The following is a 20,710-nucleotide window of genomic DNA, read 5'->3' as shown; positions in this document are numbered from 1 at the left end:
TAAGCAAGACTTATCCACAGGTTTGAGTTATCCACATTCCGAATTCATGTTTAAAGATCGGCTTCTCCACAAAGCGATACAGCTGCGTCGGCCGCTTCGAGCTTGAGGGGCCTCACATGCGGTAGTATCTTCATCCCGTACGTGGTCAGAAAGGTCTCCTTGAAGTTCAGCCAGACGCTTCGTGATTCGCTCGTCTTCAAGAGGAAAATATCGAAGTGACCAATAAAAGTGCCATGGACCATAACTTTCGACGAGCCCCTCCTCTGCCTCCAGATGTCTTTCGAGCTCGGGATACGAATTGAAGAAGAGGTTCAAGAGATTATGCGTCAAATCGTCTTGAGGGAATGCCGGGAAGGAAAAGCGATCTCTCCGAGGTTTCAGGAAGCGATATTTGCACATCTGAAACGAACCGTGTCTTCGTAGCTGTACCGCTTCACGAACATATCGAGCTCGTTGCGCACGGTCCACGGATTCATTTTCAGCTCGAAAAACAACTGATCGACGGTGAGATCGAACGTGTTCATCATCCGGTACTCGCCCTCGTTGACGACCCAGAAAGGTTCGCCGCCGGCATCAAGCAGCTGGGTGCAGCCGTAGTAGCTGCGGGTGGCGTGGGCCAGCATGAATTTCTGATCGTCGGACAGCTCCGTCTCATCGACCATGCGGTCGGACTCATCGGCACGGCGAACGAGCTCGTCGAAGTTGTCCAGCGCGAACGCGGCCACCTCCTCGATATTGCTGAAATACCGCGTGTAGTAGTAGGAAGCGTCCATACCCGCCGTCACGAGCCCGGAGCGATGGAAGCAGACGGCGAAGCGGTACGTACGCTTTTCACCCGCGGGCACCTCCGCAACGAGCGAACCCACGGGACCGAGACCGAACGTCCAGTTCTCCTTCAGCGCCGTCGTCAGTATGTTCTCCATGCTGAAGTGCATGGCCGATTGCACGTCGGGATCGTCCGAGACGATCGCGGTCAACCGGCCCTGTCCGACGCCCCTCAAGCCGTCGCACGTATCGTCCAGCCGGCGCATCGAGCTGTAAGGATCACCGCCCTGATAGCCGAAAAAGGCCCTTCGTGAGCGGCCGCCGCCCGTATTGTCGACCGTCAGCTCCGCCAGCACGGCAGGCACGAGCGCCAGCTTCAGCTCCGCTTCCGACGCGGTTTGCGGATCGGGCACGGATTGAACCGGCGAATAGATGGTGAACGTCAGGTCTCCCGCCGTCCATGTGTCCGTGGACAAACGAAACTCGCGCCGGATCGCCTCCTTGTCGAACGGAAACAGCATCCGGGGCTTATTTGGGTCCGGATCTGGATTTTCTATATCATACCGCTTGCTCTCATCATCGACAACCTGATAGAAAGGCAATGTATCGTAAATCCCTTCCCGCTCCGCCGATTCGAGGCCGATAAACACGTTCTGCCGCGGCGGACGTCCAAGCTCGAGATCCAGGCCGCCGCCGTTGCCGGGAAATCCGAGCGTGAAGCTGGCAAAGGCGCCGATCGGCGAATGGTGGGCGTTAAAAAATTGATTTCGGGACATCGGAAAGTCCTCCTCCATTTGACTATATCTTATGAAATCCGATGAATCATTCAGGAAGCCAGATCCGGTATTTCCCGCTCAGGGCCAGCATGGCGAACATGTACAGGCAGTTGTCGTAATACCGGCGCTCGCCGGTGCGGACCGGCGTATGCCATAGCAGCTCCGCATTCGCCCGCGCATGCGGGCCGTCCGCGGCCAGCGAGGCCATGGCGTTCGTCGCGATCAGGCCGACCGGATGCAGCGATTTCTCCTCGAACGGCTCGCCCGCGATCGTATAGCGGCGGTAGTCGTCAGGCCTTTTGTCCGCGAAAAAAGCCTGCAGCCTGTTCGCTTCCTCCACTTCCCACGCATCCCCCCGGAACCACTCCCAGTCCAGGCCGACATTGCCCGCCACCCGGTACGAATCGCTGAAAAAGTGGCCGTAGCCCCGGTCATGATTCGGCGTCCCGTCATAGTGGGCATATTCCGGCGCCAGACCGGTAACCGGATGGCAGCTTATTTTCAAATACGCCCGGCTGGCGGCCGCCGCCTGCTTCCAGTACGCGCGATCCTCTGTATACGCATATAGGGCAAACAGCTCGTAGAAATGCGGCAGATGGTAGGAAGGGTCGGAATACTCGCAGTCCGGGATGAACTTGATCAGCTTGTTGTCCGGGTTCCACATCGGAAAGCCGTCGCCGTTCTCTCCCTTATGAATGCACGTCCGCAGCAAATCGCGGGCCTGCTTGCCGTAATCGAACGGCGGCGACCCCTCTTCCCAGCGGTGGGAGGCGAACAGCAGCGCCATCGCAAAAAACTCCTCGCCGTCCGGCGCCGGACCGTTCGCGTTGCGCGTGCCGTCCGGGCTGCACGACCAGGCGAAATATCCCGCATGCGGGCCGTCCGTCATGTACATATGGTCCATCGTCCATTTCCACAAACGGTCGAACACGTCCTTGCGGTCCATCTGCACCGCCATCATCATGCCGTAGGACATCCCCTCGGTTCGCACATCCAGGTTGCCGGTATCGAGGAAGTAGGCTTTGTCGCCGGCCGCCTCGTAATAGATTCTCGTATCTTCATCGCCTTCGAACAGCGCATGCCACGTCTGCCGGATTCTTGCCTCGATTTCCGCTTCCGAGTAACCGCATTCCAGAAACACATTACGGTATTGCCCCGTATAAAAAGCGCCCAACTTGCCGGTCATTGCCGCAATTCCACCGGTCATCCGTTCCGCCTCCCAATGTCTCGTGTCCGTGATATAGATTTGGCCGCTATCGCTATATATTGAAAAATGATCGGTTTAACCCGATTAAAAGATCGTCCGCCCCCGCTCGTCCGGGATGCCGGATTTACGCAGGAAGTACGTGTTGACGAGGTCGCGCCATTCCTTCGCGTGGGCGGCCTGCTCCCTGAGCCGTTCGAGCACCTCCGCGAACCGCGAGTCGTCGATGAACCCCTCCAGCGACTGCCATTCCGCGACCAGTCCTTCGGCCTGCTCCGCGCCGTCGAAGTGCGTGTTGTAAATATGCTGAATGACCGTTTCCCCGGAATGGAGCCGATGCGTGTACGGAACGTGATGGAAGAAAAGCAGCAGCTCGTCCGGGCACGTCTCCAGGGAGTCGTACATCGAGGCGTTCGGCTCACAATATTGCTGCGAGTACGCCGTTCCCGTCGCCTTCGTGCGGTCGACCCCGATCCCGCTGCAGTCCGCGTAATGGTACGTGCCCCACATCGAATATTCGTAGCCGTCCACGTTCGGACCGTAATGATGGCCGGGATTGACCATCCAGCCGACGCCGAGCGGCGCGGTGTAATTCTCATAGACGCGCCGGGAACGCATCAGCATGTCCGCGACCGACACGGTGACCTGGGGCTGCACGCCGAAAGTCAGGCGAACCCATTCGCAGGCAATAACCTCCGCCGTCAGCTCCGGATTCCAGATCAGCCTGCCGAAGCCGTACAGGTTCGCTTGCGCCAGCAGATGACCGGTCCAGTTGGCGTCGTCGCCGATGTTGGATACGGCCGCGACGCCCGCGACAAGCGATTTGACGGGCGTTCCTTCCCCCTTGGCGTGCGTGTCGAAGTCGAGCGTTTCCTTCCACTGCGGCACCAGGTAGCACAAATGCCGCTGCTGGCCGGTATATTCCTGCGAGATCTGAAACTCCACCATGTGATTCGTCCGTTCCATGGAGCCGAACAGCGGCGACACCGGCTCCCGCACCTGGAAGTCCATCGGGCCGTTCTTGATCTGCAGGATGACGTTGTCGCGGAAGCGGCCGTCGAGTGGCTTGAAATGATCGTATGCCGCGCGAGCGCGGTCCGTCTTCCGGTCGCGCCAGTCCTGCCGGCAGTCGTATACGAAGCAGCGCCAGATGACGGCGCCGCCGTAAGGAGCGAGCGCCTCCGCCAGCATGTTCGCGCCGTCGGCGTGGTCGCGTCCGTACGTGAACGGACCGGGCCGTCCCTCCGAGTCCGCCTTGACGACGAAGCCGCCGAAATCCGGCACATGCCTGTAAACGTTCGCCACGGCGGCTTTCCACCATGCGCCGACGGACGGGTCGAGCGGATCGGCGGTCGTCAAGCCGCCGATCGTAATCGGCGCCGCGTAATTGGCGCTCAGGTACAGCCGAATGCCGTAGGCGCGAAAAATGTTCGCCACGTCCGCCACGTCGCGCAAGAACATGTCGTCGATCAGACGGGATTCGACCTCGTGCACGTTGACGTTGTTGATCGTCAAGCCGTTGATGCCGACGGAGGCCAGCAAGCGCGCATAATCGACGATTCTGCCGCGGTCTTCCACGAATCGGTTGCCGTCGAAAAAGATCGACCGCCCCGCGTAACCGCGCTCGATCGAGCCGTCCATGTTGTCCCAATGGTTAATCATTCGCAAGCCATACTTCGGCGACTCGACGATATCGAGCGCGCCGAGCGGCTCCCCTGAAACGAGCAAACGTAACAGGTGAAAGCAGCCGTACAGCACGCCGCGCCCGGTACGGCCGGCAATAACAAGCCGTTCGCCGTAATTGGGCGCATCCGTTTCCGTCCGAATGAGGTATCCTTCCTCCGGCAATCGGCCCGCGGCATAGCGTTCGGCAGGGGTCAACTGCCAGCTTGCCGCCGTTCCGATGACGATCTGTCTCGCCGGAGACGCCGCAAGCTTGTCTCCGAGCGCCGGCCGCTTGCCGAGCATCCGCCCGATGCCGGCGGCCAGCTCTTCCTTCGCCGTATCCAACACGCCGCCTTGTTCGGCAGCGACGATACGTCCGCACCAGGAGCGGTATTCGTCCGCCCGCCCGCTATCCTTGACCGGCGCGTATTGAAGCCAACCGTCATATGCCCGATTGCGCATCCCCGTTTCTCCCTCTCTTCTCTGTCCCGTCCAGGATTCCGTCTATATTCCGTCCGTTGTCCATGATCCGTCCTAGATCCATCTATGATCTCGGCTATGTTCCGTTTTCTTCCCGCTGACGCTATCCGTTCACGACGCGCCAGAACGCTTCCTTCGGCCGGTGCCGCTCATCGAACAGCAGCGGCCAATTTTTGCGGCCCTTCACCGGGAAATCGTCGAGCCACGTATAATCGTCGGCCGCGCCCCAGAACGTCACCGCCGCAACATGCTGCCTGTATTCGCGGAACAGCTCGAAGAACCGGCCGTATCGCTCCGCCAGCAGATCCTTCATCCGCTCCGACGGTTCGGTCAAATCGGTTCGGCGGTCTTCGTGATCGAACACCGAAACGTCCAATTCCGTAATTTGCAGCTGCAGCCCGAGCGACGCATACCGCTCGATCGCGGCGCGGATCTCGTCAAGGCCCGGTTGGTGGATATTCCAATGCGCTTGCAGCCCTACTCCATGGATCGGCACATCGCGGTCGATCAGACCTTTGACCAGCGTGTAAATTTTCTCCCGCTTGGCGGAATGGCTCTCGTTGTAATCGTTGTAGTACAGCTCCGCGTTCGGGTCGGCCTCATGCGCGTACTCGAACGCCTTCGCGATGAACCCTTCGCCCGCGATGTCAAGCCATTTCGACCGGCGCAGCAGCTCGGGCCCCTCGTCCGCGATGACTTCGTTCACGACATCCCAAGCGTATATGCGGTCTTTATACCGCTTCATGACGGTGTGGATGTGCGATTTCATCCGGGCCAGAAGCGTTTCGGCGTCGACCGTTCCGCCCTTGCCGTCCTGAAACAGCCAGTCCGTCGTCTGGTTATGCCACACCAGCGTGTGGCCGCGAAGCTTCTTCCCGTTGGAAGCGGCGAAGTCGGCGATTTCATCCGCCTGCTCGAACGTATATCTATCCTCCGCGGGATGCAGGCTCTCGAATTTCATCTCGTTTTCCGGCGTCAGGCTGTTGAAATGGTAGGCCAGCAGCTCGCGCTGCGAGCGGATTGTGCGCGGATTGACGGCCGCCCCGATATCGAACGAGCGGCCGAATACCTCGCGCAGCTTCGGAATGTCGCGGTTATTGGAAGCTTCCATATTTGATTCCTCCCTGGAGTATGATTGAAACCGCGTGCCGCAAACAAGAGCTTTCCGGCCGGAAAGCTCCCCGCTGCCCGTTACCCCTTCACGCCGCCGACCATCATGCCCTTGACGAAATATTTCTGCAGGAACGGATACACCATGATGATCGGCACGCTGGCCACGATCGTCATCGTGGCGCGCACGGCCATCGGTGTGACGGCGTTCGCCGCGGTGCTGTCCGCATTCGCGAACGCATCGCCCGCCGATTTCGCGGATAGCGAGGCGTTGGAGTTCTGCAAAATTTTCTGCAGCTCATACTGCAGGGTGCTGAGCTCGGGATAGGACGAATTGTACAGGAACACATCGAACCAGGAGTTCCACTGGTAAACGGCCGTAAAGAGCGCCACCGTCGCCAGCACCGGAACGCAGAGCGGCAGCACGATTCGCATGAAGGTCGTGAAGTCGCCGGCGCCGTCGATGCGCGCGGACTCGATGATGCTTTCCGGCAGCCCGTCGATGAACGAGCGGATAATGATCAGGTTGAACACGCCGATGATGCCCGGAATAATGTACACCTCGAACGAACCGAGCATGCCGAGCTCGCGGATCAGCAGGAAGTTCGGAATCAATCCGCCGCTGAAATACATCGTCAGAATGAACGCGAGCGTCACGAATTTGCGAAGCACGAAATCCTGGCGGCTGATCGTGTAAGCGACCATCGCCGAGCAGAAGACGGTGACGGCCGTGCCGATGACGCTGCGCAGCACGGAGATCATCGTGGCTTGCAGCACGCTTGCTTCGCGGAATACGTACGCGTAGTTGTCCCAGGTGAATATCCTCGGCAGCAAATAAATGCCTCCGCGGACCGTATCGCTCGCTTGATTGAGCGAAATCGCCAGCGTGTTGAGGAACGGATACAAGGTGACGACGACGAGCAGGAGCAGAAAGATGTAGTTGCAGGTGTCGAAAATCCGGTCCTCGAGCGACGAAAATCTGCCGTATTTCTTCGACTTCGACCTTGCCGGCGCAGCGGCGTTCGCCATTGCCGATCCCTCCTTAGAACAGTCTGGACTCGCCCATTCGCTTCGCGATATGGTTCGCGCCGAACAGCAGGATGAAGCTGACGACGGTCTTGAACATGCCCGCCGCGATGGAGAGCGAGAAATTGCCTTGCGCGATGCCGTATTTGAGAACGAAGATATCGATCACTTCGGAATAGTCGACGTTCATGCCGTTGCCGAGCAGGTACTGCGGTTCGAAGCCAGCCTCCAGCAGGTAGCCGATTTGCATAATGAGCAGTACGATAATGACCGGCTTGATGCCGGGCAGCGTGACATACCAGATTCGTTGGAACCGGTTCGCTCCGTCGATTTCGGCAGCCTCATATTGGGCCGGATCGATCATCGTCATGGCCGCCAGATATACGATCGTGTTCCAGCCGACGTCCTTCCACACGGAAGCGGCGCCGAACAGGCCCCAGAAATATTCGCCCACGCCCAGGAAAAGAATGTCTTTGCCGAGCAATTGATTGACGATCCCGTCCGGCGCCAGCGTCGTTTGCACGATGCTTGCCGCTACCACCCACGAAATAAAGTGGGGCAGATAGCTGACCGTTTGAACGAAACGTTTGAAGAACATATGCCGCACTTCGTTCAACAGAATAGCGAGCGTAATGGCGGTCGCGAAGCCCAGCACGAGATTGATGAAGCTCATGGCAAGCGTGTTGCGCAATACCTGCAGAAACCGTTCGTCCTGAAACAGAAAAGCAAATTGATCGAAACCGATCCATTCCTGATCCGTGAAGCCTTTGGCCGGCTTGAAATCCTGAAATGCGATCGTCCAGCCCCAAAGCGGCAAATACTTGAAGATGAAAAGCCAAATCAAAAATGGAAAAGACATGAATATCAGGGCGCGCTGTCTGACCAGTTTCCTGAAAAAGCCTGCCGGCTTCCCGGCGATCGTCTTCGGCGACGTCGTTTTCGGTAGTGCGGTCTCCATCTTTATCTCTCCTTCCGACACATTCCCGCCAGCCTCATGCCGCAAAGCGGAAGGCCGGGCGCAGGGCTCACAGCGAGCCGCTGCTTCCGGCCTTCCCCCCATTGCCGCTATTTACCGCCCGCCAGGTCGATCAGCTTCTTCACTTCGGCGGTCGTCCACTCCTCATACTGCTTCGTGTCCAGCTTGCCCATCTCACCCGTATACTCGGCCCAGACGCTTTCGAATTCCGCCGGCGCCGCAAGCACGAGTTTCGGAAAGTACTTCTTCGTAAGCTCGTCTTTTTTCGTTTCCCAGATTTGCTGCGGGGAGCCCTGCTCCTTCGGGATGCCCCATGCCGGGAACCAGGGACGCTCATCCGGCTGAGCGAACAGCTCGGCGTACGTCTTCACGCCGTATTTGCCGAGAATCAGCTTATCTCCTTCCGTAAGCCCCAATTGGAATACTTCCGGCTGATAGCCCGGAGCGACGGAGTTTCCGTCCGGGAAGGTGGAACCGTTGCCGTAACGCGGCCAGTTCCATTCATAATATTTGAAGCCGAACGTTTCTCTGAACGATTCGTCGATCTTTGCGACCTGCTCGGGCGTGCGGTACATGCGGCCGTTCTCGTCCACCTCATAGGTCTCGCCTTTGATGCCCCATTGCGTCAGAATCTGATTCTCGTCCGTCAGCAGGTTGTCGAAGTACTTGATGATGCGAACCGGATCTTTGGCGCTTACCGTAATGCCGATGCCGCGGTTCTTGACGAAACCCGGAGGGTCCAGGTATTGATCCTTCTGGCCGTCGAATGTGACCGGCAGCGGGAAGTAGCGGTAGTCGTCCTTCGCGGGATCCGCGACCGCCGCGTCCTTCAGGTTGTTGGTGGCGTTGCCGGTCTGCCAGCCGTAGTCGAAGTAGCCGAGCACCTTGCCGGAGGTCAGCTTCGCCAGGTACTGGTCATAGTTGTCGACGAAGGAGGCTTTATCGAACAGGCCTTGCGCGTTGATTTCGTTCAGCTTCTTCAGCCAGCGCTTGGTAGGCTCCTTGTCCGCATACACCTTCGCCTCGAACGTATTCATGTCCACTATGACATTGCCGTCGTTCGGATAGCCCATCAGGTGCATAGGCGGATTCGATGTGGCGAAAAATCTCCAGTCGTTCGTCAGCGTCACGAAGCCCGTCAAATCTTCCGATGCATATTTATCCCTGTATTCCTTCAAGAGCTTGAAATATTCATCAAGCGTTTTGATTTTCGGATAACCCGCTTCTTTCAATACGCGGCGCTGCACCCAGAATGCGCCCTGATTGATCGAAGGATCGGGAAGATACTCCCCTACGACGTTCGAGAACGGAATAAAATAAGTTTTGCCGTCGGCCGCTTTCATTTGGTTCAAGTAAGGGCCGTATACGCGCTTGATGTTCGGTCCGTACTGCTCGATCAGATCGTCCAGCGGGATAAAGGCGCCCGCATCCAGAATCTTGTCGATCGCGGCATCCGGAATGATGACGTCCGGATACTCGTTGGAGGCGATCATCGTGCCGATCTTCGTGTTCAGGTCGCCGACCAGGTGCTCGATCTTGAAGTTGACGCCGGTTTGATCCTCGAGGATCTTGCCGATTTTCGTCTCATTGGTGTTGATGTCTTTCGCGGCCGCCGCAGCGTTGAAGTACGTGAACGTCACTTTCTCGAGCGGTTTTTCTCCGTTGCCGTCCGAAGCCGCCGCATTGGCGCCGTTATCGGACGCCGGAGCCTCAGACGCGTTGTTGCCGCCGCTGCAGGCCGACAGCAGCAGGACGAAAGCAAGGCCTAGAAGCAACCATGATTTCTTCATGATGAAGCAATCCCCTTTCATAACGCTTTGTTTTGCAAGCACTTTCAGTATAAAATGAAAACGGTTTCCCGATTACCCGCCAAACTATAGCTTTTACTTTTGAAATCTCACTACTTTCGCTATGCATTCCCGCCGTGCTCCGGCACCCGGATGCGAACCAGTGTCCCTTTGCCCGGCGTGCTGGTCATTTCGAAATCGGCTTCCTCTTTATAGTACATTTGCAGGCGATAATAGATGTTCTTGATGCCTACGTTGTCGCCCATATCGTCACGGTCGGCCAGCAAGCCGTTGATGCGCGCCATTTCCTCCGGCTGCATGCCGACGCCGTTATCCTTCACGCTGAAGAAAAGCGAGCCGTGCCGCCGTTCGATCCGTATTTCGATCAAGCCTTCCCGCGCAAGCGGCTCAATGCCGTGGATGCTGGCGTTCTCGACGAGCGGCTGGAGCATCATTTTCGGAATGGCGCATTCATAGGCGGACTCGTCCACTTCAATCCGGTAATCCAGCTTGTCGCCGAAGCGGTATTTCTGGATTTCCAGGAAACAAAGCACCAGATCCATCTCTTCCCGGACGGTGACCCAATCCTTGCCCCATTGCAGCGACTTCCGGAAGATTTTCGCCATATTGTGTATGATCTTCGCCGTCTCTTCCTCGTTCTTCATCATGCTGCGCGTCCGGATCGCCGCAAGCGCGTTGAACAGGAAGTGCGGGTTGATCTGGCTTTGCAGCGCATGCAGCTGGGCCTGATTCCGCTTGAGCTCCAGGTCCTTCTTCTGGATGTCGGCCACATACACGTCGTCGATCAGCTTGCCGAGCTGAAGGGTCATCCGGTTGAACTCGCTCGTAAGCTGCCCGATCTCGTCGCGGTGATCTCCGTACGCCACCGTCTCGAACGCGCCGTGCTTCACCTTCTTCATATGCCGCAGCAGACGGACCAGCCGGGCGCTGATCGAATTGATGACCCATATGATAATGAGCGAAGGCACCAGAATATTGGCGGCCGCCAAATAGATGACGAACCCTCTCGATTTCCGGACCTCCTCCAGCACCTTTTCCTCGGACACCGCCAGCACGATCTTCCAAGAGCCCGAATTGTTATTCATGATCGGGTACGATTCCTCAAAGAGCAATGCATCGTCCGCAACGAATGCCGGCGAATAGGCTACCTCACGCTTCAACCAACCGATGTCGTCGCGGCTGGAATATTGCACGGTGTTCTCTCCGTCGATCAGGAAGACGTCGCCGTCGAGCCCGATCGTGCCGAACACCTGCCGGATCGCGTCGGCATGGATGTCGATCTTCACGATTTTGCGCCAGACGTTCCGGTTCCCGGGATAGTTGAGCGTGCGGACGATGCTGTAGTTGGTTTCATAACCGTTCAGGCCGTTCTCGCCGGTGCGGACGACAACGGGATCGATGCTCTCCTCCATCGCCCGGAACCAGGAGCCGCTTTCGATCTGCGGGGTGATCGAGTTGACGTATCCCCCGCTGATGACGGTCGGGTTATCCGTGTATATCGTGATCCGCCGGATCGATTGATAGACGGGGCTGTATTTGTTCAGCGTCCGGATGATGTCGGAATGATAGGCATCGACATACTCGCCGTCGGTCGCATACGACCGCTCCAGACTCTCATTCAGGAAGTAGTCGGTATTCAATACGGCGGAAATGCCGAGGGCCGTATCGATTTGGTCGCGAAGCTCGTTCCTTGCCTTTTCAACTGCCAGCGAAAAGTCCTTCATCTTCTGGTTTTTTACATTTATGGTCGTAACATTGTAGAAAATGACGTTCGTCAGCACGATCGGGAGCAGCACGCACAGAAAGTAGATGAGCAGCATTTTATCCCGCAGCTTGACGTTATTCAGACTGGGCTTCCGCATGAAGGACCACCGACCGGACGTTATTTTTTGGCGCATAAGGCGTTGCGGTATTCACTGGGCGTCTTGTGCTCTACCTTCTCGAACTGGGTCACGAAATAGTCCGCGTTGCTGAAGCCCACCTTATCCGCGATCTCGTATACGCGAAGCTGCGTCTGGCGGAGCAGGCGCTTCGCTTCCCGAATCCGAGTGTGAAGCAAAAATTCGTTGAAGTATACGCCGTAGGTTTTTTTGAACAGCTGCCCCAAATAGACCGGGTTCATATAAAAGGTTGCCGCAATGCTCTTCAGGCTCATGTTCTGATCGTAATGCGCCTCGATATACTGCCTGATTTGCCGGATGCCGCCCTTCGCATTTTGTTTGCGCACTTCGGCGATATAGGCTGAACTTTCTTCGATAAACCGGATAAAAGCCGCTTTCAGACCTTGAAGCGTCACGGGCGACTGCGAGAGCGACAGCAGCGGGTCCAGCGCCGCCAGCTCGCTTTTATCACCCTGCATGCTTTCCACGATCCTCACGACACTGAAGACGAACCGGCTGAGCGATCTTGCCACCGTATCCGGCGCGTGCCGCTCCGTCCGGAACCGGTCGAAAATGCCGTCGATCGCGCGCCGCGCCTTCTCAGGCTCATGCTCCTCGACCGATTCCAGCAAGCCCGCATATATGCCGTCGTCCAGCTCCGCATGCCGGACCGGCCGCCCCTCCAACTCCTCGAACAGCAGCGGCGCATCGCCCGGAGCGGCATATTTGTGGGCCATCGCTTCCCCGGCCGTTCGGTACGACTCGGGCACCAGCTTGGTACCTTTCACAGCCATTCCTCCGTACAGCATAACCTTCGCTTTCTCGCCGACAACGCCGCGAAGCCGCTGCTGCAGCAAGCCGGCAAACTGCTTCCAGGAGCTCTCGCGCAGCTGAAGGCTGTCTCTCCCCGCGACAAATCCGAAAATACCCCGCTGCCGCTCATGGATATAGACCTCCGTTTGCCCCGCCAAGCCGGCGATCGCTCCGGTGATATCCGTCTTCCAGCGAGACAGCGCATCGTCAGGGACCGAATGAAGATCGTTAAGCTCCACGTCAAAATATCGCAGCTCCCCGTCGTCCTTTAATCCGAGCGCCCGCACCATATCAGCCGCCAAAGCCGTCTCGAGCGCGCCGGTCACCCATTTGTCGAAAACCGGCTGGTTCAGCAAGCGCGCATGCTCCGCCCGGAGCTGCCTGCTGCCGGTTATCGTTTCGCTGAGCGCCTGGAGCGTCTGCTCCATCTCTTCCTCGTCGATCGGCTTCAGAATAAAATCCTTGACGCCGAATTTAACCGCCTGCTGCGCATATTTGAAATCGCCGTAGCCGCTGACGATGACGAAGGACGGCTCAGCCTGTTTGCGTTCCTTTACCGCCTGGATGAGCTGCAGCCCATCCAGCACCGGCATGCGGATATCGGTGACGACCAAGTCAGGCTTGGTCTCCTCGATAACCCGCAGCGCCTCTTCGCCGTTCGCGGCTTCCGCTATAATATCGAATCCATACTTGTTCCAATCGGTAAATTGTCTCAAGCCTTGCCGGGCATACACCTCATCGTCGACCAATACGACCTTGAACATTGCGTAAACCCCCTTGCATGAGAAAAGTAAACGTTTTCACGAGTAACCAAAGTATACTTCAAGTCCGAAGGCGCTTAACTGTAAAAACTATAGTTTTTTCTTCGTATACTATAGTTCGGCTTTGTCATCCATAGATTTGATTCTACTCGCGAACGGTGAAATTAGCAAAGTGATTTCGGTGGAAAAAGAAAAGAAGAGCGCCTCGCGGAGAGCCGCCCTTCTGGATTGATGATCAGTCCTCTTTATTTTTCTTTCCTTTGCCTTTCGATTTTTCGGTCGTGGACGAGACGGTCTCGGAAGCCGCCGACTCCCCGTTTTTATCGATAGCCGTCACCTTGTAGTAGTAAGTCGTATCGTCCTGCAACTTATGATCGACATAGCGGGAACTCCTGACCGGTTTCTTGTTCACTTTCTCAAATGGCCCCGACCTGCCAGTCGCCCGGTATACATCATAACCGTAAGCGTCCTCTACATCCGACCAGTTTACCCGAATGGCTTGGTGGTTGAGCGCTTTTGCCGACACGTTCGTCGGTGCGGGCAGATCGGAGAGCACAAGCTGCAGTACGCCAAGTCTCGATGTGTTCGTATACGATTGACCCGTCGGGTCGCTCCACATCGCCACGCTGTCCCTCGAGCCGTTGCCGTCCCGATCGTCGTTCACCTGGAGATCAAAGCCGATGACGCCGTTCTCGGCAGGCGGAACCGCATCGAATGCGATCGCGGCCTCCACGATATATCCGCCGTCGACGATTTTCACCGCGGACGTCAGATTCTGTGCCGAAGCACGGCCCCCGTAGGATTGTACGTTGTTGAAATTAATCCGGTATTGCCCGTCGTCCCCCTGGTAGAAGCCGGTTTTGCCGTTGTTCTGATCCAGGAAAATTTCGACCGAATCCTCCTCCCACGCATTGGCGCTTGCGTCCGTCAATAACGGATCCGCGATTTCCGCGTACACGTACAAGCGGCCCTGATCCCACAGCGTGCGGAACTTCGCCTTTGCCCCGTCGGCGCCTTCGGCCCAACGCTCCGTGAACCGTTCCTGAGCTTTGGTCCAGACCGCATCCGGCTCGCCGTCAATAATCGGCGTCCCATACACCGACTTGGCCGCATAGGTTGCCTCGTTCAACGTCAGAACGCCGAGGCCGGCCGGGTCGCTCTCCTGGTTGCCGCGCATGTCGCTCCAGGACGTTATCGTGTTCGTATCCCCGTCCGTCACGCGCAAGTCGAATGCGGCTTTGCCGCCGACCGACAGCGGTGACGGCATCGGAATGGCTGCTTCGAGCACATATCCGCCCTCGACCTCCGTTACGGCGCGGCTCGCTCCTTTCGCTGCGGGCTCACCCGAGCGGGCGATCGATCGTGAGGTGTTCAATCCGCCTGCTCCGGCGAAAACATCGATTTTGTCCTGGGCCGAAACCACCGCGTCATCGATCTCCGCCCATACATACAGGCTGCCTTCATCCCAAAGCGTCTTGAACGCCGCTTTCAGGCCGCCTTTCGTCTCTGTTTCAAGCGCAGGCGCTGTGCTCCATACGAGATCCGGTTTGCCGTCGACAACAGGCTTGCCATAGGACGTTTCGGCAGTCTTGGCGGTAACCGGCAGCTTGGATGGATCCACCATGCCCCAATAGGCGGGCTTCGCCTGCAGTTGCTTGTCGAACGGCAGCGGCGCATCTTGCCTCGTAACCGGACGGTTGTTAAGCCAGGAACGGTCGTCCGCCACACCCCAAAACATGACCGCGCTGATATAGTTGCCCTCTTGGTCCAGACGTTTCAACTCCTCGAACAATTCCTTGTAGCGGTAGCCCTGCTTCACAAGCAGCTCCTCCGGCACGACCTGATAAGCTTCGCTGCTGCCGGTGTAAACGGAAACGTCGAGCTCGGTAATCTGGTTGTCCAGCCCCGCTTCCCCGAACTTGCGGATCGACTCGGAAATTTGCGCAATCGAAGGGTTCGCGATGTTGATGTGCGTCTGGTGGCCCACGCCTTCGATCGGCACGCCTTCGGATCTCAGCTGCTGAACGAGATCGAACAGGAAGTCGCGCTTTTTCGGATTATCCGTGTTGTAATCGTTAATGTAGAGCTTGCCGTCCGGGTCGACCTCACGCGTGACGCGGAACGCCGTCCGAATGTAGTCCAGACCCGTAAGCTGATACCATCTGCTGTTCCTCATACCGTTAGGCTGGCTTTCGTCGATGACCTCGTTCACGACGTCCCATGCGTCGACCTTGTCTTTGTAGCGGCCGACGACCGTGCGAATGTAGCTTTCCAGACGCTGCAGCACAAGCCGTTTGTTCTCGGGAGAAGGCGTCAAGTCATTGCCCTGCTCGTCCTGGAACATCCACTCGGCCGCTTGCGAGTGCCAGACTAGCGTGTGAAAACGGAAATACTTGCCGCTCGCATTCGCGTAATTGATGATCTGGTCGGCATTCGCCCATTGGTAATCGCCCGGACCAGGCGCCAGGTACGCCGGCTTCATCGCGTTCTCCGCGACCAGCGCGCTGTACTGATAATCGAGCAATTCCCGGTGCTTGCCGCTCAGCTGGTAAGGTTCCACCGCAGCGCCCACCTTGAAGTAATTCGCATACATCTCACTCAGCTTCGGAATATCCTTCTGGATCGGCAGGTCCGCGGCCGGCGGCGCCGCCGACCGGATGACCACATCGTCGATGTAGTACGCGTCCGACGGTTTGGCGCTTTCCACGTACAAGCCCAATACGGTTGCGTCCGCGTTCAGCGTGAAGAAGCCTTTCAACTGAACCCATTCGGTATTTCCGATCGGGGCCGAAGCAATCGTTGTCCACGATTTGGAGCCGTTCACGTCCACCTCCATGGACAGCTTGACGGAGCTCGGCGTGGCAGGAGTGTCGACAAACTTGAAATAAGCGGATATTTCATAGTCCACGCGCTTCACGATCTTGCTCGTCACGTTTGCGTTCGGGCCGTGCCATTCCAGGGCCCGGTTCGTCGTTTTCAAGCTGTACCGGCCGGTGTTCGCCGCTTCCGAGGTCGGCTCCACGACCTCCGTGCCGCCGCGTCCCACCCAGCCCTGCGCCGTATTATCCTCAAAGTCGTATACGAATTCGGATGGCTGCACCACGGCTGGATCCGTTGCGGGCTCGACCAGAATGATTTCGACGTTATCGATAACGAACCGGGCGGTCGGATTGTTAGGGCTTTCCGCATAGATAACGGCCGCCGTCGCCGCGGAATCATACGTGTAGCTCCCTTTCAATTCCACCCAGGCTGCGTCCGTCACCGCTGTGGGATTCGAGATTTGGGGGTATGCATTCCCGCCGCCCGGCTGGTTCGCCGAAAGCTTGATATCGCTCGTTGTCTGCCCGGCTGCAAGCTTCACAAATGCGGAAATCTCATACTTGGCGCCCTTCTGCAGCAAGGCTGACACATCCCTGCCCGGGCCGTGCCAGCTTGCGGTTCTACCGCTCGACAGCAGCGAATTGACGCCCGCGTACACATCCTCCGTCGTAACGGAAACCGCGCTTCCGCCCCTGCCAGTCCAGCCCTGCGTGCCGTCTTCAAAATCATAGAAGGCGATCTGCTCCCCCGGCACAGGCGCGGCGGCTTCGGCCGCCGGAATACCCCATCCTTGCGGAATGATCATTGCAGCGGCAAGCAATGCCGTTACGAATGACTTCATCGTTTTCCTCATCGATTGCTTCCTCCTTCATACTGGTGAATTCGTGGTCAAGCAAACGCTTTCAAATGAGTGCGGCAGCCGTGTCCCCCCTTTCCTCCACCCCATCATAACGGTTGCCGGGAAGCGGGAATACCCGAGGAACTATAGAACGTACTGTACATATTTAACATACTTATCCGAAGAAACGCAGAGCTGCGCATGATTACCAGCGTAGCTTGGGATAATACATAGGAAATATCAGCAGAAAGCGAGATGATTTTCCATGCCGAGAAGACGCCGAGGACAATCTGTCGAAAGTACGCAAAACATGTCCGGAAGCGCACCGTCCGGTGCCCGGCCCGGCTATCAAAACAGTCTCGAGCCAACGCACAACAGAAACTTTGCGTGGAACGGCCAGCCGATTCCCGGCTATCCCTCGAATGCGTCGAATACCCTTGGCAGTGCAGGAGGCTATCAGGGACAAACGTCACCATTCATGGGCAGCAGAGCTCCCCAGTCCGGCATGATGCAGGGCGGTCAAGACGGACAGCGGCCGCTTCCGGGCATGTCCGGCGATCCGAACGCGCCATACGGCCGGCGCAATACCGGCATCAACAATGCGGACGCGCGCAATGTCGGCTTCCAGGGCGGTTACACCGGCTACGGCCCGAACGGACAGCCCGTACAATACGGCACGTTCATGCGCGACGGCACCCAATACGGGGCGGGGCCGCACACGATCGATCCGAACAAAGCGATCATCGCCGCCGTCCGCTATCAGGACGGAGGAATCAGCGCCGTCCGCTTTCAGGATGGTTCCGTTGCGGACATTGCGCAAGCGATCGGCATGGCTGAGGCCGGCTTGATCGAGGATGTCAACACAGGCCGGAACCGCGAGGGCCAAAAGACGTTACGCTCCTATCCCGACGGCGACCCGAGCAATAACCTGTTCAATCTGCCCCGATTTTAACGGCACGTTCGGGCTTAACAGCGGCAAAATGAAAAGCAGCCCGGCTTTGCGCCGAAGCTGCTTTTTCTGCTCCCTTTCCAATTCCCGCTCGACAGGAACGCCTCCTTGAAGTGAAGTGCTTTCCAAGCGATCCCAAGATCTCCATTCACCCCGGTGCGAGCGACAGTTCAAACGCTTGATCCCGATCGCACACCAGCCTTCCGTCCACGACGTCAAGACGGGCGACCTGAATGGAAGAGCGGCGGGTTGCATAGGTGGGATGCCGCCCGATTTGCCCTTCTTCCTCGTTGCGCTCCGGATGCGTGAAGTAAAAAATATAGGCGTCGTCGCCTTGCACCACAACATCTGCGTGCAGGCCGGTCTTCCCGTCGTCCGGCCTTGTCCCCGGGCGGTCCAGAATAAGTCCGTTGCGCTCCCAACGGTCCAGATCGTCGGAGCGGTATACCCCCTGCCCTCTCCATTCGTCTACGATCATCCAATAGCAGCCTTTGAAATGAAAGACGTTGGGTCCCTCATGCGCCCGTTCCGTGATGACCGGGCCGATGACGCGCCAGTCGTACAGGTTGCCGCTATCCGCGGCGTAGGTGAACGAACCGTTCGCTTCGTCCTTGTACCACATCCGGAACCGTCCGTCCGAGAGGCGGTGCACACAGGCGTCGATGACGCGGTCAGAGCTCAGTTCAAGCTTGGACTCGAACGTCCATTGCAGCAAGTCCGGGCTGGTGTAGTGGAGAATCTCCCGCTTGTGGCCCGGCCAGTCGCGCGGCACACCCCTGATATAACTGACGTACATATGGTACACGCCCTCATGCCGAATGATTTCCGGAGCCCAGAACGTATTTCGGCCCCATTCGAAATCAAGCCCGGGAAGCGTCCCGCGATAAAGCCAGGTTCGCCCTCCGTCCGAAGAAGAGGCGACGCCGAGATCGGTGCCGTGCACCCAAGCAAAACCCGGGCCTTCGGCAGATGCCCGGCGGTTCGTGTAGACCATCCACCATTCCCGGGCGGCCTCATTCCAGACAAGCACGGGATCGGCCGCACCGTCGTGGATCGGGTCGCGAAATAACGGAGCATCCATGAATAACCATCCCTCCTGTCAGGCGATCCGACAAGCGGCTAACCTTTAATGGCGCCGCCCACGATCCCTTTCACAATTTGCTTTTGCATCACGATAAAAAAGACGAAAATCGGAACCAGCGTGATGACGGTGAGCGTCATGAACATCGGCCAGTTCACGGAAAACTCTCCTTTGGCCGTATAGACCTGAAGCACGAGCGTCGCATTGCTCTTCGAGTTCAAAAACAGCATCGGCGCGAGGAAATCATTCCAGATCCACATCGTCTGGAAAATGATGCTCGTGACCGTGATCGGTTTAAGCAGGGGCAGGATAATTCGCCAGAAAATCCCGCCGATTCCGCAGCCGTCGATGATGGCGGCCTCCCCCAGCTCCTTCGGAATCGTCTTCATATAACCCATCACCAGAAAAAAAACGAAAACCGCCCCGCCCATATACAGAATGATCAAGCCGTAAAGGCTGTCGATCAGCTTGAAATCCGTCATCAGCTGAAAAAGCGGAATCAATGTCGTTTGGAACGGGATCATGAACCCCGCCAGCAAGTAAACCGTTATCGCCCTATTCATGCGGTTCGGATTAAACACGACCGGATAAGCGGCCATTGCGCCGATGAGCACCATGAGCAGCACGGATGTCGCGGTAATGATTAAACTATTGCTGAAGCTGCGGAGCAGCCCGGTTTCCTCGAATACGGCGGCATAGTTGGTAAACACCCAGTCCTTAGGCAGGCTCATCGGGCTTGTGGCCGTTTCTTTCATGCTCTTGAAGGTATTGATCACGATCAGATAGAACGGAAAGAAGGTGATGAGCCCGATGGGCAGCATGATCACATCCAGCAGCCAATTGCGCTTGCCCGCATTTGTCATTGGAACCGTTCCTCCCGCTTCTGCATCAGTTTGATCTGAAAATAGGCGATGGCCAGCACGATTAGGAAGAAGACGACGGACATCGCCGACGCAAGCCCGTATTGGGTTTCCGAAATCCCCCGCAGCACAATAACCTGCGTGATGGTGTGCGTCTCGAAGCCCGGACCGCCGCGCGTCAGCGCGAACGGGATCTCGAAAACCTTCAAGCCGCCGGTCAGAAGCAGCATGACGCTGACGGTCATGGCAGGCGCCAAGAGCGGAAACGTAATGTGGCGGATTTGCTGCCGGCGGGTTGCGCCGTCAATGGCGGCAGCCTCGTAATAATCCTTCGGGATCGCTTGCAGAAAAGCCAGGTATAATACCGCGTGCCAGCCGGTTGCCGCCCATGCCGTGACGACGATGGTCGACAGCTTGGCAAGCATGGGATCGGACAGCCATGGCTGCGGTCCTGCCCCGAACAACACATCCAGCGTTTTGTTCAACACGCCCGAGGAAATGGGAGCCAGAATAAACCCCCATATATAAGCAAGCAATAAACCGCTCGGGATTGACGGGAAGAAAAAAATCGCCCTGTGCAGGTTTTTTGTCCAGAAATTTTGATCCAGCAAAATGGCGAGCGGTATCGCCAATACCGTAATCAAGAGCGTGCTGGCAAATGCGAAAATGAGCGTAAAAGTCAATCCCGACAAGATCGCATCGTCGACGAATATGCGGCTGTAATTTTTAAGCCCCACAAAATCATACGTCCGGACGTACCCGTCAAAATCGGTGAAGCTTAACACGACCGATTTCAGCAGCGGATAGATCGAAAACACGGTATAAACGAGCAGAACCGGAAGCAAAAAGAGCTGATACCGCAGCTGACGCATGAACCTCACCATATTTTGCCTCCTTT

Annotated in this window: 13 protein-coding genes and 1 pseudogene; 1 reads left to right on the top strand and 13 read right to left on the bottom strand. The window is 57.3% G+C overall.

All coding sequences use genetic code 11. The annotated features are described in order from the left end of the window. Window positions 1-401: 401 nt before the first annotated feature. From RWM61_RS16995 to RWM61_RS16950, 10 genes and pseudogenes are all read right to left on the bottom strand, one after another. Window positions 402-1,541: pseudogene (locus tag RWM61_RS16995) on the bottom strand (glycoside hydrolase family 52 protein); the annotation flags it as partial. Between the two features lie 46 nt (window positions 1,542-1,587). After that, entirely contained in the window at window positions 1,588-2,748 is a 1,161-nt protein-coding gene (locus RWM61_RS16990) for a glycosyl hydrolase family 8 (RefSeq protein ID WP_399538892.1), read from the bottom strand. An 84-nt stretch (window positions 2,749-2,832) separates the two neighbouring features. Further along, window positions 2,833-4,872 carry an alpha-glucuronidase family glycosyl hydrolase gene (locus tag RWM61_RS16985; protein ID WP_314002974.1) on the bottom strand — a complete coding sequence of 680 codons (2,040 nt, stop codon included), beginning with the start codon at window positions 4,870-4,872 and terminating at the stop codon, window positions 2,833-2,835. A gap of 121 nt (window positions 4,873-4,993) precedes the next feature. Then, window positions 4,994-6,001 (bottom strand): endo-1,4-beta-xylanase, encoded by a 1,008-nt coding sequence (locus RWM61_RS16980; RefSeq protein ID WP_314002972.1) that lies wholly within the window; start codon window positions 5,999-6,001, stop codon window positions 4,994-4,996. Between the two features lie 80 nt (window positions 6,002-6,081). Then, window positions 6,082-7,029: a carbohydrate ABC transporter permease gene (locus RWM61_RS16975; protein ID WP_314002970.1), complete on the bottom strand. Its 948-nt coding sequence runs from the start codon at window positions 7,027-7,029 to the stop codon at window positions 6,082-6,084. 13 nt (window positions 7,030-7,042) lie between these two features. Then, a complete protein-coding gene (locus tag RWM61_RS16970) occupies window positions 7,043-7,984 on the bottom strand; it encodes an ABC transporter permease subunit (protein ID WP_314002968.1) in 942 nt (313 codons plus the stop codon). 107 nt (window positions 7,985-8,091) lie between these two features. Beyond that, the gene (locus RWM61_RS16965; RefSeq protein ID WP_314002966.1) at window positions 8,092-9,792 is read right to left on the bottom strand and encodes an ABC transporter substrate-binding protein; all 1,701 of its coding nucleotides are present in this window, start codon (window positions 9,790-9,792) and stop codon (window positions 8,092-8,094) included. Between the two features lie 119 nt (window positions 9,793-9,911). Then, window positions 9,912-11,672, bottom strand: a complete 1,761-nt coding sequence (locus tag RWM61_RS16960; protein ID WP_314002964.1) for a sensor histidine kinase — start codon at window positions 11,670-11,672, stop codon at window positions 9,912-9,914. 20 nt (window positions 11,673-11,692) lie between these two features. Beyond that, window positions 11,693-13,267 carry a response regulator transcription factor gene (locus RWM61_RS16955; RefSeq protein ID WP_314002962.1) on the bottom strand — a complete coding sequence of 525 codons (1,575 nt, stop codon included), beginning with the start codon at window positions 13,265-13,267 and terminating at the stop codon, window positions 11,693-11,695. A 232-nt stretch (window positions 13,268-13,499) separates the two neighbouring features. Next, entirely contained in the window at window positions 13,500-16,937 is a 3,438-nt protein-coding gene (locus tag RWM61_RS16950) for an endo-1,4-beta-xylanase (RefSeq protein ID WP_314002960.1), read from the bottom strand. Window positions 16,938-17,400: 463 nt separating this feature from the next. Here RWM61_RS16950 and RWM61_RS16945 point away from each other — a divergent pair, with 463 nt between their 5' ends. Further along, window positions 17,401-17,874, top strand: a complete 474-nt coding sequence (locus RWM61_RS16945; RefSeq protein WP_314002958.1) for a DUF3892 domain-containing protein — start codon at window positions 17,401-17,403, stop codon at window positions 17,872-17,874. A 145-nt stretch (window positions 17,875-18,019) separates the two neighbouring features. On the opposite strand, the gene RWM61_RS16940 is transcribed toward RWM61_RS16945, so the two are convergent. Genes RWM61_RS16940 through RWM61_RS16930 form a run of 3 tightly spaced genes read right to left on the bottom strand, consistent with a single transcriptional unit; the run spans window position 18,020 to window position 20,696 of the window. Next, complete coding sequence (locus tag RWM61_RS16940; protein WP_314002956.1) at window positions 18,020-18,952, bottom strand: glycosyl hydrolase; 933 nt, start codon at window positions 18,950-18,952, stop codon at window positions 18,020-18,022. Between the two features lie 38 nt (window positions 18,953-18,990). Beyond that, window positions 18,991-19,815, bottom strand: a complete 825-nt coding sequence (locus RWM61_RS16935; protein ID WP_314002954.1) for a carbohydrate ABC transporter permease — start codon at window positions 19,813-19,815, stop codon at window positions 18,991-18,993. Continuing rightward, complete coding sequence (locus RWM61_RS16930) at window positions 19,812-20,696, bottom strand: sugar ABC transporter permease (RefSeq protein ID WP_314002952.1); 885 nt, start codon at window positions 20,694-20,696, stop codon at window positions 19,812-19,814. Before RWM61_RS16930 ends, RWM61_RS16935 begins: the two co-directional genes overlap by 4 nt. Window positions 20,697-20,710 lie beyond the last annotated feature (14 nt).

It is taken from the genome of uncultured Paenibacillus sp., assembly GCF_963515335.1.
Classification (GTDB): domain Bacteria; phylum Bacillota; class Bacilli; order Paenibacillales; family Paenibacillaceae; genus Paenibacillus_I.
The sequence above is the reverse complement of the archived record's forward strand: the minus strand, read 5'-3'. Positions and strand labels throughout refer to the sequence as shown.

Coding starts and splice junctions, on each gene's coding strand:
- RWM61_RS16990 (WP_399538892.1), bottom strand. CDS start 2,748: ATGACCGGTGGAATTGCGGCAATGACCGGCAAGTTGGGCGCTTTTTAT.
- RWM61_RS16985 (WP_314002974.1), bottom strand. CDS start 4,872: ATGCGCAATCGGGCATATGACGGTTGGCTTCAATACGCGCCGGTCAAG.
- RWM61_RS16980 (WP_314002972.1), bottom strand. CDS start 6,001: ATGGAAGCTTCCAATAACCGCGACATTCCGAAGCTGCGCGAGGTATTC.
- RWM61_RS16975 (WP_314002970.1), bottom strand. CDS start 7,029: ATGGCGAACGCCGCTGCGCCGGCAAGGTCGAAGTCGAAGAAATACGGC.
- RWM61_RS16970 (WP_314002968.1), bottom strand. CDS start 7,984: ATGGAGACCGCACTACCGAAAACGACGTCGCCGAAGACGATCGCCGGG.
- RWM61_RS16965 (WP_314002966.1), bottom strand. CDS start 9,792: ATGAAGAAATCATGGTTGCTTCTAGGCCTTGCTTTCGTCCTGCTGCTG.
- RWM61_RS16960 (WP_314002964.1), bottom strand. CDS start 11,672: ATGCGGAAGCCCAGTCTGAATAACGTCAAGCTGCGGGATAAAATGCTG.
- RWM61_RS16955 (WP_314002962.1), bottom strand. CDS start 13,267: ATGTTCAAGGTCGTATTGGTCGACGATGAGGTGTATGCCCGGCAAGGC.
- RWM61_RS16950 (WP_314002960.1), bottom strand. CDS start 16,937: ATGAGGAAAACGATGAAGTCATTCGTAACGGCATTGCTTGCCGCTGCA.
- RWM61_RS16945 (WP_314002958.1), top strand. CDS start 17,401: ATGGGCAGCAGAGCTCCCCAGTCCGGCATGATGCAGGGCGGTCAAGAC.
- RWM61_RS16940 (WP_314002956.1), bottom strand. CDS start 18,952: ATGGATGCTCCGTTATTTCGCGACCCGATCCACGACGGTGCGGCCGAT.
- RWM61_RS16935 (WP_314002954.1), bottom strand. CDS start 19,815: ATGACAAATGCGGGCAAGCGCAATTGGCTGCTGGATGTGATCATGCTG.
- RWM61_RS16930 (WP_314002952.1), bottom strand. CDS start 20,696: ATGGTGAGGTTCATGCGTCAGCTGCGGTATCAGCTCTTTTTGCTTCCG.